A 17,612-nucleotide genomic window follows, 5' to 3' on the forward strand; every position below is an offset into this window, starting at 1 on the left:
GCTTCGTGCGGGGCAACCCTCTCGCATCCCGTCAGATCGCCACAGACGACGCACAGTTGGACAGGCAGGGATCACCGGGTGGGAGTCCTGCAGTGTTCGGCAGGGAATCCTGCTTCTTTTATTGACGGCGGAAAATAAGCCATCTAGGTTCCGGGCATGTCCTCGATCCGCCGTGCCGAGACGTTCCCGGCGAACACGCCGGCCGCCTCGCAGATCTTCACCACGGTCCTCAGCCATGGGCCGCTCACCCGCCTTGAGGTGGCCCGGCGGGCGGGACTGTCCCCGGCCGCCGTCACCAAGGCGGTCCGACCTCTCATCGAGGCCGGCTACCTGGTGGAGGACGCGGACGAGCCGGCCCGCCCCGCATTCGGCCGCCCCGCCAACCCGGTGCGGGTCGACGGGGGACGGGCGCTCTTCATCGGTGTCAAGGTGACCGGCGACGAGGTCATCGCCGTCCTCACCGACCTGTGCTGCCGCATCCGCGTCGCCCGGCACGCGCCGCTCCCGGACCGGGAGCCCAAGCGGGTGCTGGCCTCGGTCACCGAGCTGGCGGGCGAACTGCTCGCCGAGGCGGGCGACTCGGGCGTGCCCGTCCTCGGCCTCGGAATCGCCGTCTCCGGTGACGTGGACCGCGGCGCCGGTGCCGTCCGCTACTCCCCGTTCCTGGAGTGGCGGGATGTGCCCCTCGCCGAACTCGCCTCCGCGACCACCGGATTGCCGGTCACCGTCGACAACGACGTACGCGCCCTGACCGTCGCTGAGCAGTGGTTCGGCGCCGGCGTGGGGCTCTCCGACTTCGCCGTGGTGACCGTCGGCGCCGGCATCGGCTGCGGCCTCGTGGTGCACGGCCGCGTCGTCGCCGGTGCGCACGGCGTGGCCGGGGAGATCGGGCACGTGACCGTCGACCCGGCCGGCCCGCCCTGCCACTGCGGCAACCGCGGCTGCGTGGAGGCGATCGCGGGGGATGCCGCGATCGTCCGGCGGATCCGCGAGACCACCGGCGTCGAGGTCGCCGACACCGCGGAAGCCGTGGCCCTCGCCCACCGGGGCGTCGCCGGAGCGCGCGAGGCCTACGCGCGCGCAGGTGAGGCGATCGGCCGCGGCATCGCCACCGTGGCCAACCTGCTCGGCCCCGAGCGGGTGATCATCTCCGGCGAGGGACTCGCCGCCTACGACCTGTTCGCCGAACAGATCCGCGACGCCTTCGGCGCGGCCGCCTTCGGCTCCGCCGCCCGGTGCGACGTACAGACCCGCCCGCTGCCCTTCGAGGAGTGGGCGCGCGGTGCCGCGGCCACCGCGATCCAGTCCTTCATCAGAGCCGACGACCAGCGCCAGAACCGCTGAACCAACCCAGGGAGGTACGACCCATGAGGTCATCCTCGTACTCCGTCATGCCCGCACGCGCCCTGAGAGCCGTTGTGGTCCTGGCCCTCACCGCCGGTGTCACGGCCGCCGTCCCCGCCGCGCAGGCCGAGACCCCCGCACCCCCGGCCGCCCCGGCCACCACCGTGGCCGCCAAGCCCTACATGGGCTGGACGAGCTGGACCATGCAGTCGTCGAAGTACCCGGGCCTCAACCCGAAGGGCGACTACAGCTACCTGTCCGAGGCGAACGTCATCAAGCAGACCGACGCCATGGCCGCCAAGCTGAAGAAGTACGGCTACGAGTACGTCAACATCGACGCCGGCTGGTGGATGGACTGGTCCTGGAAGTCGCAGTTCGACGAGTACGGCCGGCAGAAGGCCGACCCGGTGCGCTTCCCCAGCGGCATGAAGGCCGTCGCCGACCGCATCCACGCCAAGGGCCTCAAGCCCGGCATCTACCTCCCGGTCGGCCTGGAGAAGGGGGCGTACAACGACGGCAAGAACCCGATCTGGAACGCCGAGGGCTGCACGACCGGCGACATCGTCTACGACGACCTGCGCACCACCAACGGCTGGGACAGCGCTTACAAGATCGACTTCTCGAACCCCTGCGCGCAGAAGTACATCGACTCCCAGGCCCAGATGTTCGCCGACTGGGGCTACGACTTCCTGAAGCTCGACGGCGTGGGCCCCGGCTCCTTCAAGAGCGGCGACAACTACAACAACGTCGCCGACGTCGCCGCCTGGCAGAAGGCCATCAAGACCGCCGGCCGCCCGATCCACCTGGAGCTGTCCTGGTCCCTCGACTACGGCCACGTCGAGGACTGGAAGAAGTACTCCAACGGCTGGCGCATCGACACCGACGTCGAGTGCTACTGCAACACCCTGGTCACCTGGGAGAACTCGGTCGACGACCGCTGGGACGACGCCCCGGCCTGGACCGCCCACGCCGGCCCCGGCGGCTGGAACGACCTCGACTCCCTGAACGTCGGCAACGGCGAGATGGACGGCCTCACCAAGGCCGAGCGGCAGAGCTACGCCACCCTCTGGGCGATAGCCAAGTCCCCGCTCTTCACCGGCGACGACCTCACCAAGCTCGACTCCTACGGCCTGTCGCTGCTGACCAACCGCGAGGTCATCGCGCTCAACCAGAGCAGTGCCCCGCCCGCCGAGCCCGTCACCGCCTCCGACCCGCAGCAGGTGTGGGCGGCGAAGAACCCGAACGGCACCTACACCGTCGCGCTGTTCAACCTGTCCGACGCTCCCGCCTCGGTGACCGCCAACTGGTCCACCCTGGGCTTCAAGGGCAAGGCCTCGGTGCGCGACGTGTGGAACAAGGAGAACCTCGGCTCCCACACCGACAAGATCACCCAGGCGCTCCCCGCGCACGGCTCCCGCCTGTTCACCGTCACCCCGCGCGGCACCGACCTCGCCTGGACCGCCTACGAGGCCGAGGCGGGCACCCTGAGCGGCAACGCCTCCGTCGCCGACTGCTCCGCCTGCTCCGGCGGCCGCAAGGTCGGCAACCTCTACACCGGCGGCCAGCTGACCCTCGACGACGTCGTGGTCCCCAAGGCCGGCACCTACCAGATCAAGGTCGCCTACGTCAGCGGTGACGCCCGTTCGATCTCCGTCTCGGCGAACGGAGGCGGCGGAACCTCGCACAAGTTCGCGTCCACGGGCGACTGGTCCACGGTGAACAGCGTCCACGTGGCGGTGAAGCTGAAGGCCGGGGCCAACACGATCACGTTCGACAGCGGGAACGGCTACGCGCCGGACATCGACCGGATCGACGTACAGAAGTCTCTCTGACCTCCCCCGTCGGGGCCCGGCAGCGCGCCGGGCCCCGGCCCAGACGCATCCGGAGCCCCGCATGAACACCAGCCCCAACGAGCCGAGCCGAAGAGCCCTCCTCTCCCTCGCCACCACCGCGGGCCTCACCGCCGCCCTCGGCACGCTGCCCACGTTCACCGCCTTCGCCGCTCCTGCCCGCCCCGCCGAAGCCGCGCTCCCCGCCGACGCCGCTCGCGAGCGGCTGTGGTGGCAGGCACCGGGCGACGAGGGCTCACTCATCGAACAGGGCCTGCCCGTGGGCAACGGCCGCATCGGAGCCCTCGCGAGCAACGACCCCGGCCGCGAGCTCCTCCTGATCACCGACGCGACCATGTGGACCGGCGGCCTCAACGACACCCCGGACCAGGACGGCCAGTTCCCCTACGGCCGCTCCGACTTCGGCTCCTTCACGCTGCTCGCCAGACTCACCGTCGACATCCCCGCCCACGACCTCGACGCCGTCTCCGGCTACCGCCGCACCCTCGACCTCGCCCAGGGTCTGGTCACCAGCTCCTACGTCCGCTCCGGCGTCACCTACCGGCGTGAGATGTACGCCAGCCACCCCGACGACGTCATCGTCCTGCGTTTCACCCAGAGCGGTGGCGGCCGCTACACCGGCTCCATCACCCTCACCGGCACGCACGGCGAGAAGCCGACCGCCGCCGAGTCGTTCGGCGCGGCTCTCCCCAACGGCCTGCGCTACGGCGCCGCCGTCAAGGCCCGCGGCAGCGGCGGCAGGGTCACCGTCAACGGCACCCGGATCGACTTCGCCGGCTGCAAGGACCTCACCGTGGTGGTCACCGCGGGCACGAACTACGCGCCCGACGCCGCGGCCGGTTTCCGTGATCCCTCCCTCGACCCGGAGCGCCTGGCCCGTACGAAGGTCCGCGCCGCCGCCGCGGAGTCCGCCGACGCCCTGCGCCGCACTCATGTCGCCGACTACCGCGCCCTGTACGGACGACTCGGCCTCTCCCTCGGTACGTCCACGGACGCCCAGCGCCAACTCGACACCTGGGAGCGCCTGCACGCCCGCAGCCGCGATCCCGAACCCGACCCGGAACTGGAAGCGGCCTACCTCCAGTACGGCCGCTACCTCATGATCACCGGCTCGCGCGACAGCCTCCCGATGGGCCTCCAGGGCCTGTGGCTGGACGGCAACGACCCGGACTGGATGGGCGACTACCACACCGACATCAACATCCAGATGAACTACTGGATGGCCGACCGCACGGGCCTTTCCCCCTGCTTCGACGCCTTCACGGACTACTGCGTCGCCCAGCTCCCCTCCTGGAACGACACCACCCGTCGCCTGTTCAACGACCCGCGCAATCGCTACCGCAACTCCAGCGGCAAGAACGCCGGCTGGGCCGTCGCCTTCTCCACCAACCCCTACGGAGGAAGCGGCTGGTGGTGGCATCCGGCGGGCAACGCCTGGCTGTGCACCACGCTGTGGGAGCACTACGAGTACACCGGGTCACGCGAACACCTGAAGAAGATCTACCCCCTCCTCAAGGGCGCGTGCGAGTTCTGGGAGGCGCGGCTGCTCACCGTCACCCTCCCCGGCACGTCGAAGGAGGTGCTCGTGGACGACAGCGACTGGTCTCCCGAGCACGGTCCGCAGGACGCCAAGGGCATCACCTATGCTCAGGAAGTCGTGTGGACACTGTTCGGGAACTACTGCACCGCGGCCGCCGCCCTCGGGCGGGACACCGACTACGCGGATACGATCGCCTCACTGCGCAGAAAGCTGTACCTGCCGCAGGTCAGCCCCGCCACCGGCTGGCTGGAGGAGTGGATGTCGCCCGACAACCTGGGTGAGACCACCCATCGCCACCTGTCCCCGCTGATCAACCTGTTCCCCGGCGACCGCATCCGCCCCGACGGCTCCACCCCGGCCGACATCGTCGAGGGCGCCACCGCCCTGCTCACCGCGCGCGGCATGGAGAGCTTCGGCTGGGCCAACGCCTGGCGCAGCCTGTGCTGGGCCCGCCTGAAAAACGCCGACAAGGCCTACCAGCTGGTCGTCAACAACCTCCGCCCGTCGACCGACGGCAGCAACGGCACCGCTTTCAACCTCTTCGACATCTACGAGGTGGAGCGCGGCCGCGGCATCTTCCAGATCGACGCCAACTTCGGCACCCCGGCCGCGATGGTGGAGATGCTGCTGTACTCGCGGCCGGGCCACGTCGAGCTCCTGCCGGCGCTCCCCGACGCCTGGGCCGACTCGGGCCATGTGCGGGGCGTCGCCGTGCGGGGCGGTTTCGAGGTCGACCTGCGCTGGCGCGACGGACGCCCGACCGAGGCCCGGATCCACAGCGTGGGCGGCCGCACCACGACGGTCGCGTACGGCGATGTGTCCCGCACGGTCACCCTGCGGCCCGGCGCGTCGGTCACGCTGAAGGACTTCGCCAAGTGAGGGCCGGGCTCCCGCTGGCCGCCGTCCTGCTGACGGTCGTCGCCTGCCAGTCGCCGCCCGCCGAAGCGACCGCCGACGCGAGCGGCGTCGTCACCTGGGCGGCGAGCGCCGACCGCATGGCGGACGGCGTCGCCGGCCGCAGCTACCGGCTCGTCGTGCACACCAGCGTGGGCGGCACCGACACGCGGATCAGGCTGTCGAACGCCTTCGGGGACCGGCCGATCACCTTCGACAACGTCTACGCGGGCATCCGGAAACAGGGCGCCGAGCTGCGGCCCGGCAGCAACCGGCGGCTGGCGTTCGGCGGTGAACGCACGGTCACCGTACCGGCCGGCGAGACCGTGTGGAGCGACCCGCTGCCCGGCAGGCTGCCCGCCGCGACCAACCTCGTCGTCAGCCTGCACAGCCCCGACGCGGGCGGCCCCGCGACCGGCCACTGGATGGCCATGCAGTCGTCCTACGCGACCCAGGGCGACCACACCGCCGAGGAGGGCGGCGCCGCCTGGACCGTCCCGACCGGCTCGTGGTTCTATCTCGACGCCGTCTCCGTGCGCGCCCGCGCCGGCACCGGAGCGGTGGCCGCCCTCGGCGACTCCATCACCGACGGCTGGCAGTCCACCACCGACCTCAACCGCCGCTGGCCCGACTACCTCGCCCGGCGACTGCAACGCTCGGACACGGCGGTGAAGGGCGTGGCGAACGAGGGGATCTCCGGGAACAAGGTCCTCGCGGACGGCCCCGGCGAGAGCGCGCTGAACCGGCTGGAGCGGGACGTCCTGTCCCAGCCGGGCGTGCGGACCGTGTTCCTCTTCCAGGGCGTGAACGACATCAAGGCCCATACGGGCGTCACGGCCGACGACCTGATCGAGGGCTACCGCGAGATCATCGACCGGGCGCACGCGGCCGGCAAGTGCGTCGTCGGCGCGACCGTCGGCCCCTTCAAGGGCTGGCTCGAATGGGACCCGGCCGGTGAGGCAGTGCGCCAGGAGGTCAACGAGTTCATCCGCACCAGCGGCGAGTTCGACGCCGTCACCGACTTCGACCGCATCCTGCGCAGCCCTTACGACCCCGCACGGATGCTGCCCGCCCTCGACGGCGGCGACCACATCCACCCCAACGACAAGGGCATGCAGGCGATGGCCGACGCCGTCGACCTGACCGCCCTGGACTGCGACACCACCGGCTGACGTGCACGACCGGCGTCAGCCCACCGCCTTCTCGCGGGTGATCAGGCCCTCCCGATAGGCGATCGCCACCGCCTCCGTACGGCTCGCTGCGCCCAGCTTGGCCAGGATGTTGGAGACGTGGACGCTCGCCGTCTTGCCGGTGATGTACAGCTCCTCGCCTATCTGCCGGTTGCTGCGGCCGAGGGCGAGGAGCCGCAGCACGTCCTGCTCGCGGGCCGTGAGCACCGAGGAGCGGTCGGCGGAGGTGTCCGCGAGGCGGCCCCGGCGGATCAGGGCGTCCACCCGCTCCAGCAGCAGCGTCGCACCGAGCCGCGTCGCCGTCTCCCGTGCCGCCCGGGCCTCGGTGGCCGCCGCCTCGCGCTCGTCCGCCGCCAGCAGGGCCTCGGCGTGCCGCACCCGGCAGCGCGCCCGCTCGTACTCGTCGCCGTAGTCGAACGCCGCCACCGCCTTCGCCCACGCCCCCACGTCAGGCCCGGACACCGCCCGCGCCCACTCCGCCTCCGCGCGGGCCAGCCACGCCATGCCTTCCGGACCCTGAGGCCTGACGTCCCCGCCTCGTGCCGCCGTGCCGCGCGCCAGCTCGACCAGTTCGGTCGCCGTGTCCGCCCAGCGGCGCAGCCCCGGCTCGTCGCCGGTCAGGCGCAGCTCGGCCGCCCGGTCGCCGACCGCGGACAGCGCGAGGGCGGCCAGCCGGACCGTGGCATCGGGGAGCGCCCCCGCGTCGTCGGTGAGCGCCGCGACCGAGGACCGCATCCGCTCCACCGCCGCGTCCGCGTCACCGCGCCACGCGGCGGCGTCGGTGAGCGCGAGACCCGCGATGAGCGTGCCCATCCAGTCGAAGGGCCCCGCCAGCAGCGCGTGGGCCGCCTCGACGGCCGCGAAGTCACCGCGCGCCAGAGAGACGTAGAGCGCGGGACCGGTCGTGTATCCGCCCGCCGCCGGCAGCACGCCTGCGTCGGCCGCCGCCACGCTCACGCACTCGTCCCAACGGCCCAGCGTGTACAGCACGAGCAGCCGCAGGTACCGCATCTCCAGCGGATACAGCGAGGACAGCAACCCGGCACGCCGGGCCCGGTCCAGCCCTTCCGTCAGCCAGGGCAGCGACTCCTCCAGGTCTCCGGACTCGAAGCAGCCCACGGCGAGGCTGAACAGGGCGCGCATCTCCACCGGGGCGTTGCCCGAACGCCGCGCCAGATCCCGGGCCTCGCGCAGCCGTGCACGCCCCTGCGGTGTACGCCGGCCGCCGGCCTCGAGAACGGCCAACGAGATGAGCAGGTCCGCCCGGGCGTCCGTCACCTGGAGTTTCTCGGCGATGCGCAGGGCCTCGCGGGCGACCCGCAGGGCGGTCTCGTTCTCCCCGACCTGGCGGGCCGCCAGGACGTGCGTGGCCGCCGCCCACACCCATGTCCGCGACGGAGGCTCCGCCGGAATCAGGGCGAGCGCCTCGCTGCTGTAGGCGAACGCCGCCGTCAGGCTGTCGACGCCGAGCAGGTTCCCGGCGAGCGTGTAGCGGACCCGGGCGGCGAGCTCGGTGTCGGTGTCCTGGCCGGGGGCCGCGAGCACGGAGCGGGTGAGGGAGACCGCGCGGTGCGACTCACCGGCGTGCGCGGCGGCGGCCGACGCGCGCAGCGTGAGCGTCACCCGGTCGGTGCCCTCGCCCGACGGCCGCGCGGACGGCTCCACCGACGACCACAGGTCCAGGGCGCTCTCCAGGTGCCGTAGCTCCTCGGCGGGCGCGCCGACCCGGTGCGCGTGGTCGGCGGCCTCCAGAGAGGCGGCCAGAGCCTCGGCCAGATCGTGGCTCTCGCGGTAGTGGTGGGCGCGCTCGGCCGCAGTCTCGTCGGGACGGCCGCGTCCGGCAAGCAGCCGGGCGAACGCACCGTGCAGCCGGGCCCGTTCGCCAGGGAGCAGATCCGCGTACACCGCCTCACGCGCGAGCGCGTGCCGAAAGGCGTACGTGTCGCCTTCCCCTGCCACGAGCAACTGGCGCCCGAGGGCCTCACGCAGCGCCGACTCCAGCTCCTCCTCCGGAATGCCCACGGCACCCCGCAACAGGTCGTGCTCGACGCGACGCCCCGCCACCGCGGCCGTGCGCAGCACCTGCTGAGCGGTGTCGGACAGCTGCTCGAACCGGATGAGGAGGACATCGGCCAGCCCGCTGGGCACCCCGCCGGCCCCGGTGTCCGTCGCCGCGACCAGTTCCTCGGCGTAGAAGGCGTTGCCCTCGGCCCGCTCGACGATCCGCCGGACCGTACTGTCCGGCAGCGGCCGCTCCTGGACGGCGCGCACCAGCCGGGCCACCTCGGTGTCGGCCATCGGGCGCAGCTCCAGCCGCTCCACGGCGGGCAGCCGCACCAGTTCGGCCAGCAGCGGGCGCAGCGGATGACGCCGGTGCAGGTCATCCGCGCGGTACGACGCGAACACGGCCAACCGATGGGCGGGCGCCCCACCCGCCGGTCGCTGCAGGATGCCCCGGCTCAGCAGGAACCGCAGCAGATCCCTCGACGACTGGTCGGCCCAGTGCAGGTCCTCCAGCACCAGCAGTACCGGCGCGACGTCCGCCAGATCGGCCAGCAGCCCGGCGATGCCCTCGAACAGGCGCAGCCGGTCACTCACGGCGTCCGTGTCGCCGCCCAGCAGCCGTCCGACCACCGGATGCGCGGCGAGGACGTCCGTGAACCGCTCGTCACCGGCGAGTACGCCCAGCACCTCGGTGAACGGAAGATACGGCAGCCCGACATCACCGAGATCGACACAGTGCCCGGTGAGGACGACCGTCCCGTCCCGAGCCGCCCGCCCCGCGACCTCGTCCAGCACCCGCGTCTTGCCGACTCCGGCGTCCCCGGCGATCAGGACGGCGCGGGCCTCACCGTCCCGGGCACGTTCCAGCGCCGTGGAGAGGCGAGCGAACTCGCCCTCTCGCCCGATGAGTGGCGTGGTGAAAGAGGTCTGCGACACGCATACATCCTGTCACTCACCTCTGGCAGCGCCTGTGGCCCTCAGGCGCGCAAAGTCTTCGCCCAATCGGCAGGGACCCGTCCCGTGGGCCCCGGGGTGGGCTGCTCGGCCGGATGGCTGTCCGGTGCCGCGAGCTCGGGTCCCGACTCGTACATCTCGTTCGTGTCGTAGTTCCAGTACCAGCTCTCACCCGGCTCGAAGCTCTGCACGAAGGGATGTCCGGTCTCCCGGAAATGCGCCGTCGCATGCTTCGCGGGCGAACTGTCACAGCACCCCACATGCCCGCACTGCGCACACCGCCGCAGATGGAACCACCATCCGCCCGCCTCGTCGCACTCCGGGCACCCACTGCCGCTCGGCGGCACGTTCGGATCGATGCCCTTGACGTCGTTCATGAAGCCTCCTCGGACGTGAGTGGAAGCAGGACCTGGAAGCGGGTGTCGCCCGGTTCGGACTGCACCTGGATGGTGCCGTGGTGCTTGTTGGTCACGATCCGCCAGGAGATGTCGAGTCCGAGCCCGGTGCCCTCACCCACGGGCTTCGTCGTGAAGAACGGATCGAAGATGCGCCCGCGGTTCTCCGCAGGGATGCCGACGCCCGTGTCACGGAACTCCACCAGCAGCCGGTCGTGATCCGGAGCCGTCCGCACCGTCAACGTCCCTTCGCCGCCCGCGCTGTTGATGGCCGAGACGGCGTTGTCGATGAGGTTCGTCCACACCTGGTTGAGCTCCGCCGGATACGCCGGGACCCTCGGGAGCGAACGGTCGTACTCCTTGACGACCTTGATCTGCGGGCCGATCTTGGCCGACAGCATCAGCAGGGTGCTGTCGAGGAGTTCGTGCACGTCGGCGTTCTGGAAGGGCGCGCGGTCGAGCTGCGAGTACTGCTTGGCTGCGTCCACGAGATGTGAGATGCGGGTGGTCGAGTCGTTGATCTCGTCCATCAGCAGCTCGGTCTCGACGGTGTAGCTGAGCCATCCGATCGCGCTCGGCAGGATCTCCTCGTCCACCGCCGCCGCGACCTGGTCCAGCCAGTCCACGTCGAGACCGGCCTGGACGAAGGTGGGCGCGATCCGCCAGCCCTCCTGGATGCCTTGGTCGTCGAGCCAGTCGGTGAGCGCGTCCTCCCGGTCGGCGGCCTCCAGCGGACTCAGGGTGGGGGCCTTGGCGACCCGCTCGGCGGTGCGCTCCTGGATGTCGACGAGGTTGGCGATGACCTCGGGGGAGTACGAACCCTGCGTGATGACGGCGAGCTTGTGCCGCATCTTGCCCACACGCTCGCGCAAGGTGGCGGTCGCCCGTACGGCCGCGGCGGCGGGGTTGTTGAGCTCGTGCGTGAGCCCGGCGGACAACGAGCCGAGCGCCAGCAGCCGTTCGCGCTGCCCGATGGCCTGCTGCGTGCTCTTCGAACCGAAGAAGAGCCCCTCCAGCAGATGCACCGCCATCGGGAACCACTCCTGCATGATCTGCGCGAAGGTGTCCGCGGGCAGCACGAAGAACCGCGTCGGCTCCGTGACGCGCATGGAGTTGTTGTAGACCTGCCGCACCCGGTCACCCAGATACGCCTGCATGGACCCCGCGTACACCCCGCGCTGCGAGGTCCGTGTCACCTCCACGTCGTCCCCGGCGACCCGGCGGGACAGCACGACCGTGCCCTCGATCATCACGTAGAAGCAGGTCGCGGGGTCGCCCTCGGTGTACACGGGGCCGGGCTCGAACTGCTCCACCCGCCCCTCGTCGCACAGCCTGCCGAGCTGCTCGGGGGTGAGCTTCTCGAACAGGAACAGGGACCCGATCTCCGCGGCGTTGCACGGCATCGACTGCCCGCTCATGACTGCTCCAGATAGCGGTGGACGAGCATGACGGCCATGGCTCCCTCTCCGACGGCGGACGCGACGCGCTTGGCGGACTCGGAGCGTGCGTCGCCCGCCACGAACACGCCGGGGACGTTGGTCTCCAGGTGGTACGGCGGCCGGTCCAGCTCCCAGCCGGCCGGCGGCCGCCCGTCGGACGACAGGTCGGGCCCGGCGAGGATGAACCCCCGCTCGTCCCGCAACACCGTCTCGTCCAGCCAGTCGGTGAGCGGAGCGGCGCCGATGAACACGAACATCCACTGGGCGTCGACGAGTTCGGTCCCCCCGTCGTCCACGGAGCGCAGCGTCAGCTGCTCAAGGTGGTCGGAGCCGTGCGCGGACTCGACGACCGTCCTGGGCCGCACCGTGATGTTCGGCGCCTCTTCGATCTGCTGGACCAGGTAGTACGACATGGACGCCGACAGGGACTCGCCGCGGACCAGCAGCGTCACCGACTTGGCACCCCGCGCCAGGTACATCGCCGCCTGCCCGGCGGAGTTGGCGCCGCCGACGATGTACACGTCCTGACCCTGGCAGGCGGGCGCTTCCGTGAGCGCCGACCCGTAGTACAGCCCGCGGCCGGTCAGGTCGTCGCAGCCGGGCGCGGCCAGCTGCCGGTACGACACGCCGGTCGCCAGGATCACGCTGTGCGCGGCGACCGCCGAGCCGTCCGAGAACCGTACGATCCGGGCGGACCCGCTGACCTCCAGCCCCGTCACCTCGCGCGCGGTGAGGATCTCGGCGCCGAACCGCGCCGCCTGCCGCCGGGCCCGGTCGGTGAGCTGTGCTCCCGACACGCCGTCCGGGAAGCCGAGGTAGTTCTCGATCCGGGAGCTCTGCCCGGCCTGTCCGCCCGTCGCCGACCGCTCCACCAGCACGGTCCGCAGCCCCTCCGACGCCCCGTACACGGCCGCGCCCAGCCCGGCCGGGCCGCCGCCGATGACGACGAGGTCGTAGAAATCGGCCGTGGGCATCGTGGCCAGCCCCACCTTCGAGGCCAGCTCGGGTGCCTCGGGCGCCACCAGGGGCGTCCCGTCCGGCGTGATCACCAGAGGCAGCCGCTGCCCGTCCTGCTCTGCGGCGGCCAGCAGCCGCCGGCCCTCGGGCTCGTCGGCGGAGTACCAGCGGTACGGCACCTGGTTGCGGGCCAGGAACTCCCGCACCTCCGAGGAGCGCGCCGACCAGCGGTGGCCGACCACCTTGGTGCTGGGCACCGGCCGGTAGTCGCTGCGCCGCCAGGCCTCCAGCAGGTCGTCCAGGACGGGGTAGAGCTTCTCCTCCGGCGGATCCCACGGCTTGAGCAGGTAGTGATCAAGGTCGACGACGTTGATCGCGTCGATCGCCGCGCTCGTGTCCGCGTACGCGGTCAGCAGCACGCGGCGGGCGCCGGGATAGACGTCCAGGGCCTGTTCGAGGAACTCGATGCCGTTCATCTGGGGCATGCGGTAGTCGGCCAGGATCACGGCCACGAGATCGCCGCGCAGCTTCAGTTCGCGCAGCGCCTGCAGCGCGGACTCGCCGGACTCCGCGCGCACGATCCGGTGCGACTCGCCGTAGCGCCGCCGCAGATCGCGGGCGACCGCCCGGGAGACTCCCGGGTCGTCGTCCACGGTCAGGATGACGGTCCGCGCTGCGTCGGACGCCTGTGCCATACGTCTCCCACCCCGGGCTTCGCATTCACGGCGCGGCGGCGAGCGTCAGGAGGCGCGGTCGCCGAGCCGACTTCCGGCCATCGTATGTTCGATCCGCCCGCTTCGCTCAGGTATGGCGGGCGCCCACCGCGCTCAGGTGCGCCGCGGGCCGAGCACGCAGAACTCGTTGCCCTCGGGGTCCGCCAGCGTGACCCACGGCTCGTCGCCGGTCTGCCCGACGTCCGCGTGGCGCGCGCCGAGGGCGAGGAGGCGGGCGACCTCCGCGTCCTGGTCGTCGGGGCGGAAGTCGAGGTGGAGGCGGTTCTTGACGGTCTTGCCCTCGGGTACGGGCCCGAAGATCAGGCCGGGCAGCCGGTCCCGCTCGGGCCGGATCTCGAACTCGTCGGCCGAGTCGTTGAGCACGACCCAGCCGAGAGCCTCGGCCCACCAGCGGCCGAGGGCCACGGCGTCGGCCGCGTCGACGTTCACCTGCTCCCACTCCAAAGCCATGGGTTCAGGGTAGTGAAGACTGGGGTTCGACGAACGTGACCGCGACACGAGGAGGCAGCCGGAATGACGCGCCCGATCACGGCAGGGGTGGACGGATCGGAGGAGAGCCTCGCCGGGCTGGCCTGGGCCGCCCGCGAAGCCGTCCGCCGGGGGCTCCCCCTGCGGGTGGTGCACGCCTGGCGGTTCCAGCCGCACGACGCGATCGACGCGGGGGACGAGGACACCCAGGCACAGTGGGTGCGCGACGGGCTGGCCGAGGCGGCCCGCACCGTCACCGAGCGGCACCCGGTCCTGGACGTGACCACCGACATCGTCGAAGGCCCGCCCGCCGAGACGCTCGTCGCCGCCGCGGGCGAGGCCGAGATACTCGTGCTGGGCTCGCGCGGCCACGGCCGCGTCGTCGGGTTCCTGCTGGGCTCCGTCGGGCAGCAGGCGATCGCCGGGGCCACGCGGCCCGTCGTGCGGGTACGGGCCGGGGACGAGGCGTCCGCCGAAGCCGCCGGGCGCGAGATCGTCGTCGGTCAGCAGGGCGACCCCGAGGACAGCTCCGCCGCGCTGCGGTTCGCGTTCGAGACGGCCGCGGCGCGTGGCGCGACCGTGCGCGCCGTGCGGGCCTGGACCCTGCCGCCGCTGTTCGCCTACAGCCCGGGCTCCCTGAAGCTCCTCGACGAGGCCGGGGGACTGGAGCCGTACGAGAAGAAGGCGCTGGGCGAGGCGCTGCGGCCGTGGCGGGAGCGCTTCCCCGACGTCCCCGTCGTCGAGCACGTGGAGATGGGCAGCGGAGGGCAGGTGCTGCTGTCGGTCTCAGGGCGGGCCCAGCTGATGGTCGTGGGGCGCCGTGCCCACCGCACGGCCGTGGGTGCCCGGATCGGCTCGGTGGCGCACGGCATGCTGCACCTCGCGGACTGCCCGGTGGCCGTGGTGCCGCACGACTGAGTCAGCCGGACCTCAGTCGGACGTCGTCGTCGGCTGCAGCGTCTCCCGGGCCTTGGGCAGGATGTTCGTGATGTAGTCCTCGACCACGGTGTCCAGGCCGATGTCGAGCTGAGCCCGCTCGGACAGGTACCAGCGGTGTTCGAGCAGCTCGTGGTAGATCTCGGCGGCGTCCATGGAACCGCGCAGCTCCAGCGGCACGGCGCGCACGGTGGGGCGGAAGACGTCCCGCACCCAGCGGTGCGCGAGGACCTCGGGGCGGGCGCCGAGGGGGTCGCCCGGGGCGTAGTCGTCCTGGGTGGCCATCCAGCTCTCCAGGTCGTTCAGGAGCCGTCGGGCCTGGTTCTCCTCGGTGTCCAGGCCCGTCAGGCGCAGCAGTTGCCGCTGGTGGTGGCCGGCGTCGACGACCTTGGGCACGAAGGTGACCGTGTCGCCGTTGCCGGCGTGCTCGATCTGCATCTCGGCCACGTCGAAACCGAGTTCGTTCAGTCGCCGTATCCGGCGCTCGATGTAGTGGTACTTGCCCGCCGGGTACACCGATGTGCGGGTCAGTTCCTCCCACAGGCTGTGGTAGCGGGCGCAGATCTCGGTGCCGAACTCGATCGGGTCCACCGAGGGGTGCAGCGCCCCGGACGCCTCCAGGTCCAGCAGTTCACCGCTGATGTTGACCCGGGCGAGATCCAGGTCGTAGTCGCGCTGGCCGTTGCTGAGCTGCGGGTGCAGATCTCCGGTCTCGGCGTCCACCAGATAGGCGGCGTAGGCGCCCGCGTCCCGCCGGAACAGCGTGTTGGACAGCGAGCAGTCGCCCCAGGCGAACCCGGCGAGGTGGAGACGGACCAGCAGCACGGCCAGCGCGTCCATGAGGCGGTGCATGGTCGCGGGCCGCATCGTCGTCTCGAACATCGAGCGGTACGGCATCGAGCCGCCCAGGTGCCGGGTCACCAGCACCGACTCCAGGGAGCCCCCGCCGGAGTCGGTGCGGCCGGTGACCACGGCGAGCGGGTCGACGGCCGGGATGCCGATGCGGTCCAGGTCGCGCAGGAGTTCGTACTCGCGCAGTGCCGGGCGCTCGGCGAGCTCCTTGACGGCGATCACCTCGCTGCCGGCGCGGGCGTAGCGCACGACGTGCCGGGATATACCGCGCGGCAGCGGGACCAGGATGTCCTCCGGCCACTCCTCCAGCGGCAGCTGCCAGGGGAGTTCCAGCAGGAGCGCGGGGTGCTCCGGGTTCGTCGCGCTGATCTGCAGTGCCATGGGGCGTTCGTCCTCGCCTAGCCGTGATCGTCAGCTCACCTTAGAGCGCGCGCTCCCGGGCCTGAAGAGCAGCTTCCCGCACCGCTCCACGGTGCACGGGGCCGTGCCCGGGGAGCAGCACATCCCCCTTGAGGCCTTCGAGTACGTCCAGCGAGGCCACGGCACGGGCGCGCTCGCGGTGGAACATGTCGGGCAGCAGCTGCGGTCCCTTGATCCGGGAGGTGGGGTGCCCGCTGACCAGGGCGTCGCCCGCGATCACCACACCGGCGTCGGGCAGGTGGTAGGCGCAGTGCCCGTCGGTGTGACCCGGCGTGTGCACCGGGACGGGCCGGCCGGGCAGATCCAGCGGGCCGGCCGACGGGAACGGCTCGGGGGTGGTGACGGGGACGTGCGCGGTGCCGCCGGAGCGGATCGCGTGGACCGCCCAGGGCAGGACCCCGGGGCGCCAGCCGTTCCGCAGGACCGTCCCGACGCCGACCTGGTGCAGGAACTCCCGGCGCGCGTGCGGCACTTCGGCCTCGTGGAGGTACACGGGTGTGCCGTACGTGGCGCGCAGGTACTCGGCGTTGCCCAAGTGATCGGTGTGCGCGTGCGTGATCAGTACGGCGCTGACGGCCTCCGGTGAACTGCCCACCTCGGCAAGGGAGGCGAAAAGCTTCGGCCGGTCCCCGGGGTAGCCCGTGTCGATGAGCGTGACGGCGTCCCCCTCGCTGAGGATCACCCAGTTGGTGTTGCTGCCGCGCACCAGATAGGTGCCGTCCGCGACTTGCTGCACATCTGCGCGCATGATCGTCCCGCGTGTGAGGTCCGTGCTCGACGGACACAGCAAAGCAGATCAGGCGGTAAGCGCGTTCGGCGGGTCCGGACGCATCCCGAACCGGAACCGCGTCAGCCGTGTCCTGCGGGTCGATGAACGGCGGAAGGGCTGCCTCCGGCACCGTCCACCGGAGGCCCCCCCCGCGCGCACCCGAAGCGGCCGCCTCTCCGCCTCAGTGCACGCCGTGCGGGCGGAACTGGATGCTGATGCGCGGTCCCGCGGCGCGCGTGGTCTTCGGTATGGAGTGTTCCCAGGTCCGCTGGCAGGACCCGCCCATCACGATGAGGTCGCCGTGCCCCAGCGGCCGGCGCACCGTCTCGCCGCCGCCCCGCGCCGGGCGCAGCAGCAGATCCCGCGGAGCGCCCACCGAGAGGATCGCGACCATCGTGTCCTCGCGTGCGCCCCGTCCGATCCGGTCCCCGTGCCAGGCGACACTGTCCCGGCCGTCGCGGTAGTAGCACAGCCCGGCCGTGGTGAACGGTTCGCCCAGTTCCTCGGCGTAGTGCGCGGACAGGGCGTCGCGCGCCTCCACCAGGACAGGGTGCGCGAGCGCGTCGTCGGCGCCGTAGAAGGCGAGCAGGCGAGGTACGTCGACGACGTTGTCGTACATCGTGCGCCGCTCCGCACGCCAGGGCACCTCGGCCGCAAGGTGTTCGAACAGGGCGTCGGCCCCGCTGAGCCAGCCGGGCAGCACGTCGATCCAGGCGCCGAGGCCGAGCGGGGTACGGCGGATCCCGGAGAGGGACCCGAGCCGCAGCTCGTCGGTCTGGTCGAACAGGGAGCCCTGGAGGTGCGTGGCCATGGTTCCAGCGTACTCCTGAATCGAAAATCTGTTCCCATCGAGTTTTCGTTGTCCC

13 protein-coding genes are annotated in these 17,612 nt (G+C 71.7%); 5 read left to right on the forward strand and 8 right to left on the reverse strand.

The genetic code is table 11. The features are described 5' to 3' along the window. Positions 1-156 precede the first annotated feature (156 nt). The 4 genes from ACZ7L5_RS29190 (at position 157) to ACZ7L5_RS29205 (ending at position 6,800) form a co-directional block, all read left to right on the forward strand. Positions 157-1,344: an ROK family transcriptional regulator gene (locus ACZ7L5_RS29190; RefSeq protein ID WP_471520132.1), complete on the forward strand. Its 1,188-nt coding sequence runs from the start codon at positions 157-159 to the stop codon at positions 1,342-1,344. A gap of 23 nt (positions 1,345-1,367) precedes the next feature. Continuing rightward, positions 1,368-3,176, forward strand: a complete 1,809-nt coding sequence (locus ACZ7L5_RS29195) for an alpha-galactosidase D (RefSeq protein ID WP_471520134.1) — start codon at positions 1,368-1,370, stop codon at positions 3,174-3,176. A 61-nt stretch (positions 3,177-3,237) separates the two neighbouring features. Then, a complete protein-coding gene (locus ACZ7L5_RS29200; protein ID WP_471520136.1) occupies positions 3,238-5,613 on the forward strand; it encodes a glycosyl hydrolase family 95 catalytic domain-containing protein in 2,376 nt (791 codons plus the stop codon). Further along, the gene (locus ACZ7L5_RS29205; RefSeq protein ID WP_471520138.1) at positions 5,610-6,800 is read left to right on the forward strand and encodes an SGNH/GDSL hydrolase family protein; all 1,191 of its coding nucleotides are present in this window, start codon (positions 5,610-5,612) and stop codon (positions 6,798-6,800) included. The genes ACZ7L5_RS29200 and ACZ7L5_RS29205 overlap by 4 nt, the downstream gene beginning before the upstream one ends. Before the next feature lie 15 nt (positions 6,801-6,815). Here ACZ7L5_RS29205 and ACZ7L5_RS29210 read toward each other — a convergent pair whose 3' ends face one another. The 5 genes from ACZ7L5_RS29210 to ACZ7L5_RS29230 form a co-directional block, all read right to left on the reverse strand. Continuing rightward, positions 6,816-9,758, reverse strand: coding sequence for a helix-turn-helix transcriptional regulator (locus ACZ7L5_RS29210; RefSeq protein WP_471520140.1), 2,943 nt, complete (start codon positions 9,756-9,758; stop codon positions 6,816-6,818). Positions 9,759-9,799: 41 nt separating this feature from the next. Beyond that, entirely contained in the window at positions 9,800-10,153 is a 354-nt protein-coding gene (locus tag ACZ7L5_RS29215; protein WP_471520142.1) for a UBP-type zinc finger domain-containing protein, read from the reverse strand. After that, positions 10,150-11,589 carry an ATP-binding protein gene (locus ACZ7L5_RS29220; RefSeq protein WP_363040691.1) on the reverse strand — a complete coding sequence of 480 codons (1,440 nt, stop codon included), beginning with the start codon at positions 11,587-11,589 and terminating at the stop codon, positions 10,150-10,152. The genes ACZ7L5_RS29215 and ACZ7L5_RS29220 overlap by 4 nt, the downstream gene beginning before the upstream one ends. Next, entirely contained in the window at positions 11,586-13,262 is a 1,677-nt protein-coding gene (locus tag ACZ7L5_RS29225; RefSeq protein WP_363040693.1) for an NAD(P)/FAD-dependent oxidoreductase, read from the reverse strand. Before ACZ7L5_RS29225 ends, ACZ7L5_RS29220 begins: the two co-directional genes overlap by 4 nt. Positions 13,263-13,394: 132 nt before the next feature. Then, positions 13,395-13,751 carry a VOC family protein gene (locus ACZ7L5_RS29230; RefSeq protein ID WP_328883825.1) on the reverse strand — a complete coding sequence of 119 codons (357 nt, stop codon included), beginning with the start codon at positions 13,749-13,751 and terminating at the stop codon, positions 13,395-13,397. Positions 13,752-13,814: 63 nt separating this feature from the next. Here ACZ7L5_RS29230 and ACZ7L5_RS29235 point away from each other — a divergent pair, with 63 nt between their 5' ends. After that, entirely contained in the window at positions 13,815-14,687 is an 873-nt protein-coding gene (locus ACZ7L5_RS29235; protein WP_471520145.1) for a universal stress protein, read from the forward strand. Positions 14,688-14,699: 12 nt separating this feature from the next. Here ACZ7L5_RS29235 and ACZ7L5_RS29240 read toward each other — a convergent pair whose 3' ends face one another. The 3 genes from ACZ7L5_RS29240 to ACZ7L5_RS29250 all read right to left on the reverse strand — a co-directional run bounded on the left by ACZ7L5_RS29240 (position 14,700) and on the right by ACZ7L5_RS29250 (position 17,557). Continuing rightward, positions 14,700-15,938: a DUF4032 domain-containing protein gene (locus ACZ7L5_RS29240; RefSeq protein ID WP_471520147.1), complete on the reverse strand. Its 1,239-nt coding sequence runs from the start codon at positions 15,936-15,938 to the stop codon at positions 14,700-14,702. A 40-nt stretch (positions 15,939-15,978) separates the two neighbouring features. Further along, on the reverse strand, positions 15,979-16,725 hold the full coding sequence (locus ACZ7L5_RS29245) for an MBL fold metallo-hydrolase (RefSeq protein ID WP_471520149.1): 747 nt from the start codon (positions 16,723-16,725) through the stop codon (positions 15,979-15,981). Positions 16,726-16,927: 202 nt separating this feature from the next. Then, positions 16,928-17,557 carry an alpha-ketoglutarate-dependent dioxygenase AlkB gene (locus tag ACZ7L5_RS29250; RefSeq protein WP_471520151.1) on the reverse strand — a complete coding sequence of 210 codons (630 nt, stop codon included), beginning with the start codon at positions 17,555-17,557 and terminating at the stop codon, positions 16,928-16,930. Positions 17,558-17,612: the final 55 nt, after the last annotated feature.

The sequence above is a fragment of the Streptomyces sp. NPDC107528 genome, assembly GCF_055639295.1.

Excerpts from the sequence above, each read along its gene's own strand:
- ACZ7L5_RS29225 (WP_363040693.1), bottom strand. The coding sequence starts at position 13,262 with ATGGCACAGGCGTCCGACGCAGCGCGGACCGTCATCCTGACCGTGGAC.
- ACZ7L5_RS29200 (WP_471520136.1), top strand. The coding sequence starts at position 3,238 with ATGAACACCAGCCCCAACGAGCCGAGCCGAAGAGCCCTCCTCTCCCTC.
- ACZ7L5_RS29235 (WP_471520145.1), top strand. The coding sequence starts at position 13,815 with ATGACGCGCCCGATCACGGCAGGGGTGGACGGATCGGAGGAGAGCCTC.
- ACZ7L5_RS29245 (WP_471520149.1), bottom strand. The coding sequence starts at position 16,725 with ATGCGCGCAGATGTGCAGCAAGTCGCGGACGGCACCTATCTGGTGCGC.
- ACZ7L5_RS29195 (WP_471520134.1), top strand. The coding sequence starts at position 1,368 with ATGAGGTCATCCTCGTACTCCGTCATGCCCGCACGCGCCCTGAGAGCC.
- ACZ7L5_RS29215 (WP_471520142.1), bottom strand. The coding sequence starts at position 10,153 with ATGAACGACGTCAAGGGCATCGATCCGAACGTGCCGCCGAGCGGCAGT.
- ACZ7L5_RS29220 (WP_363040691.1), bottom strand. The coding sequence starts at position 11,589 with ATGAGCGGGCAGTCGATGCCGTGCAACGCCGCGGAGATCGGGTCCCTG.
- ACZ7L5_RS29230 (WP_328883825.1), bottom strand. The coding sequence starts at position 13,751 with ATGGCTTTGGAGTGGGAGCAGGTGAACGTCGACGCGGCCGACGCCGTG.
- ACZ7L5_RS29240 (WP_471520147.1), bottom strand. The coding sequence starts at position 15,938 with ATGGCACTGCAGATCAGCGCGACGAACCCGGAGCACCCCGCGCTCCTG.
- ACZ7L5_RS29190 (WP_471520132.1), top strand. The coding sequence starts at position 157 with ATGTCCTCGATCCGCCGTGCCGAGACGTTCCCGGCGAACACGCCGGCC.
- ACZ7L5_RS29250 (WP_471520151.1), bottom strand. The coding sequence starts at position 17,557 with ATGGCCACGCACCTCCAGGGCTCCCTGTTCGACCAGACCGACGAGCTG.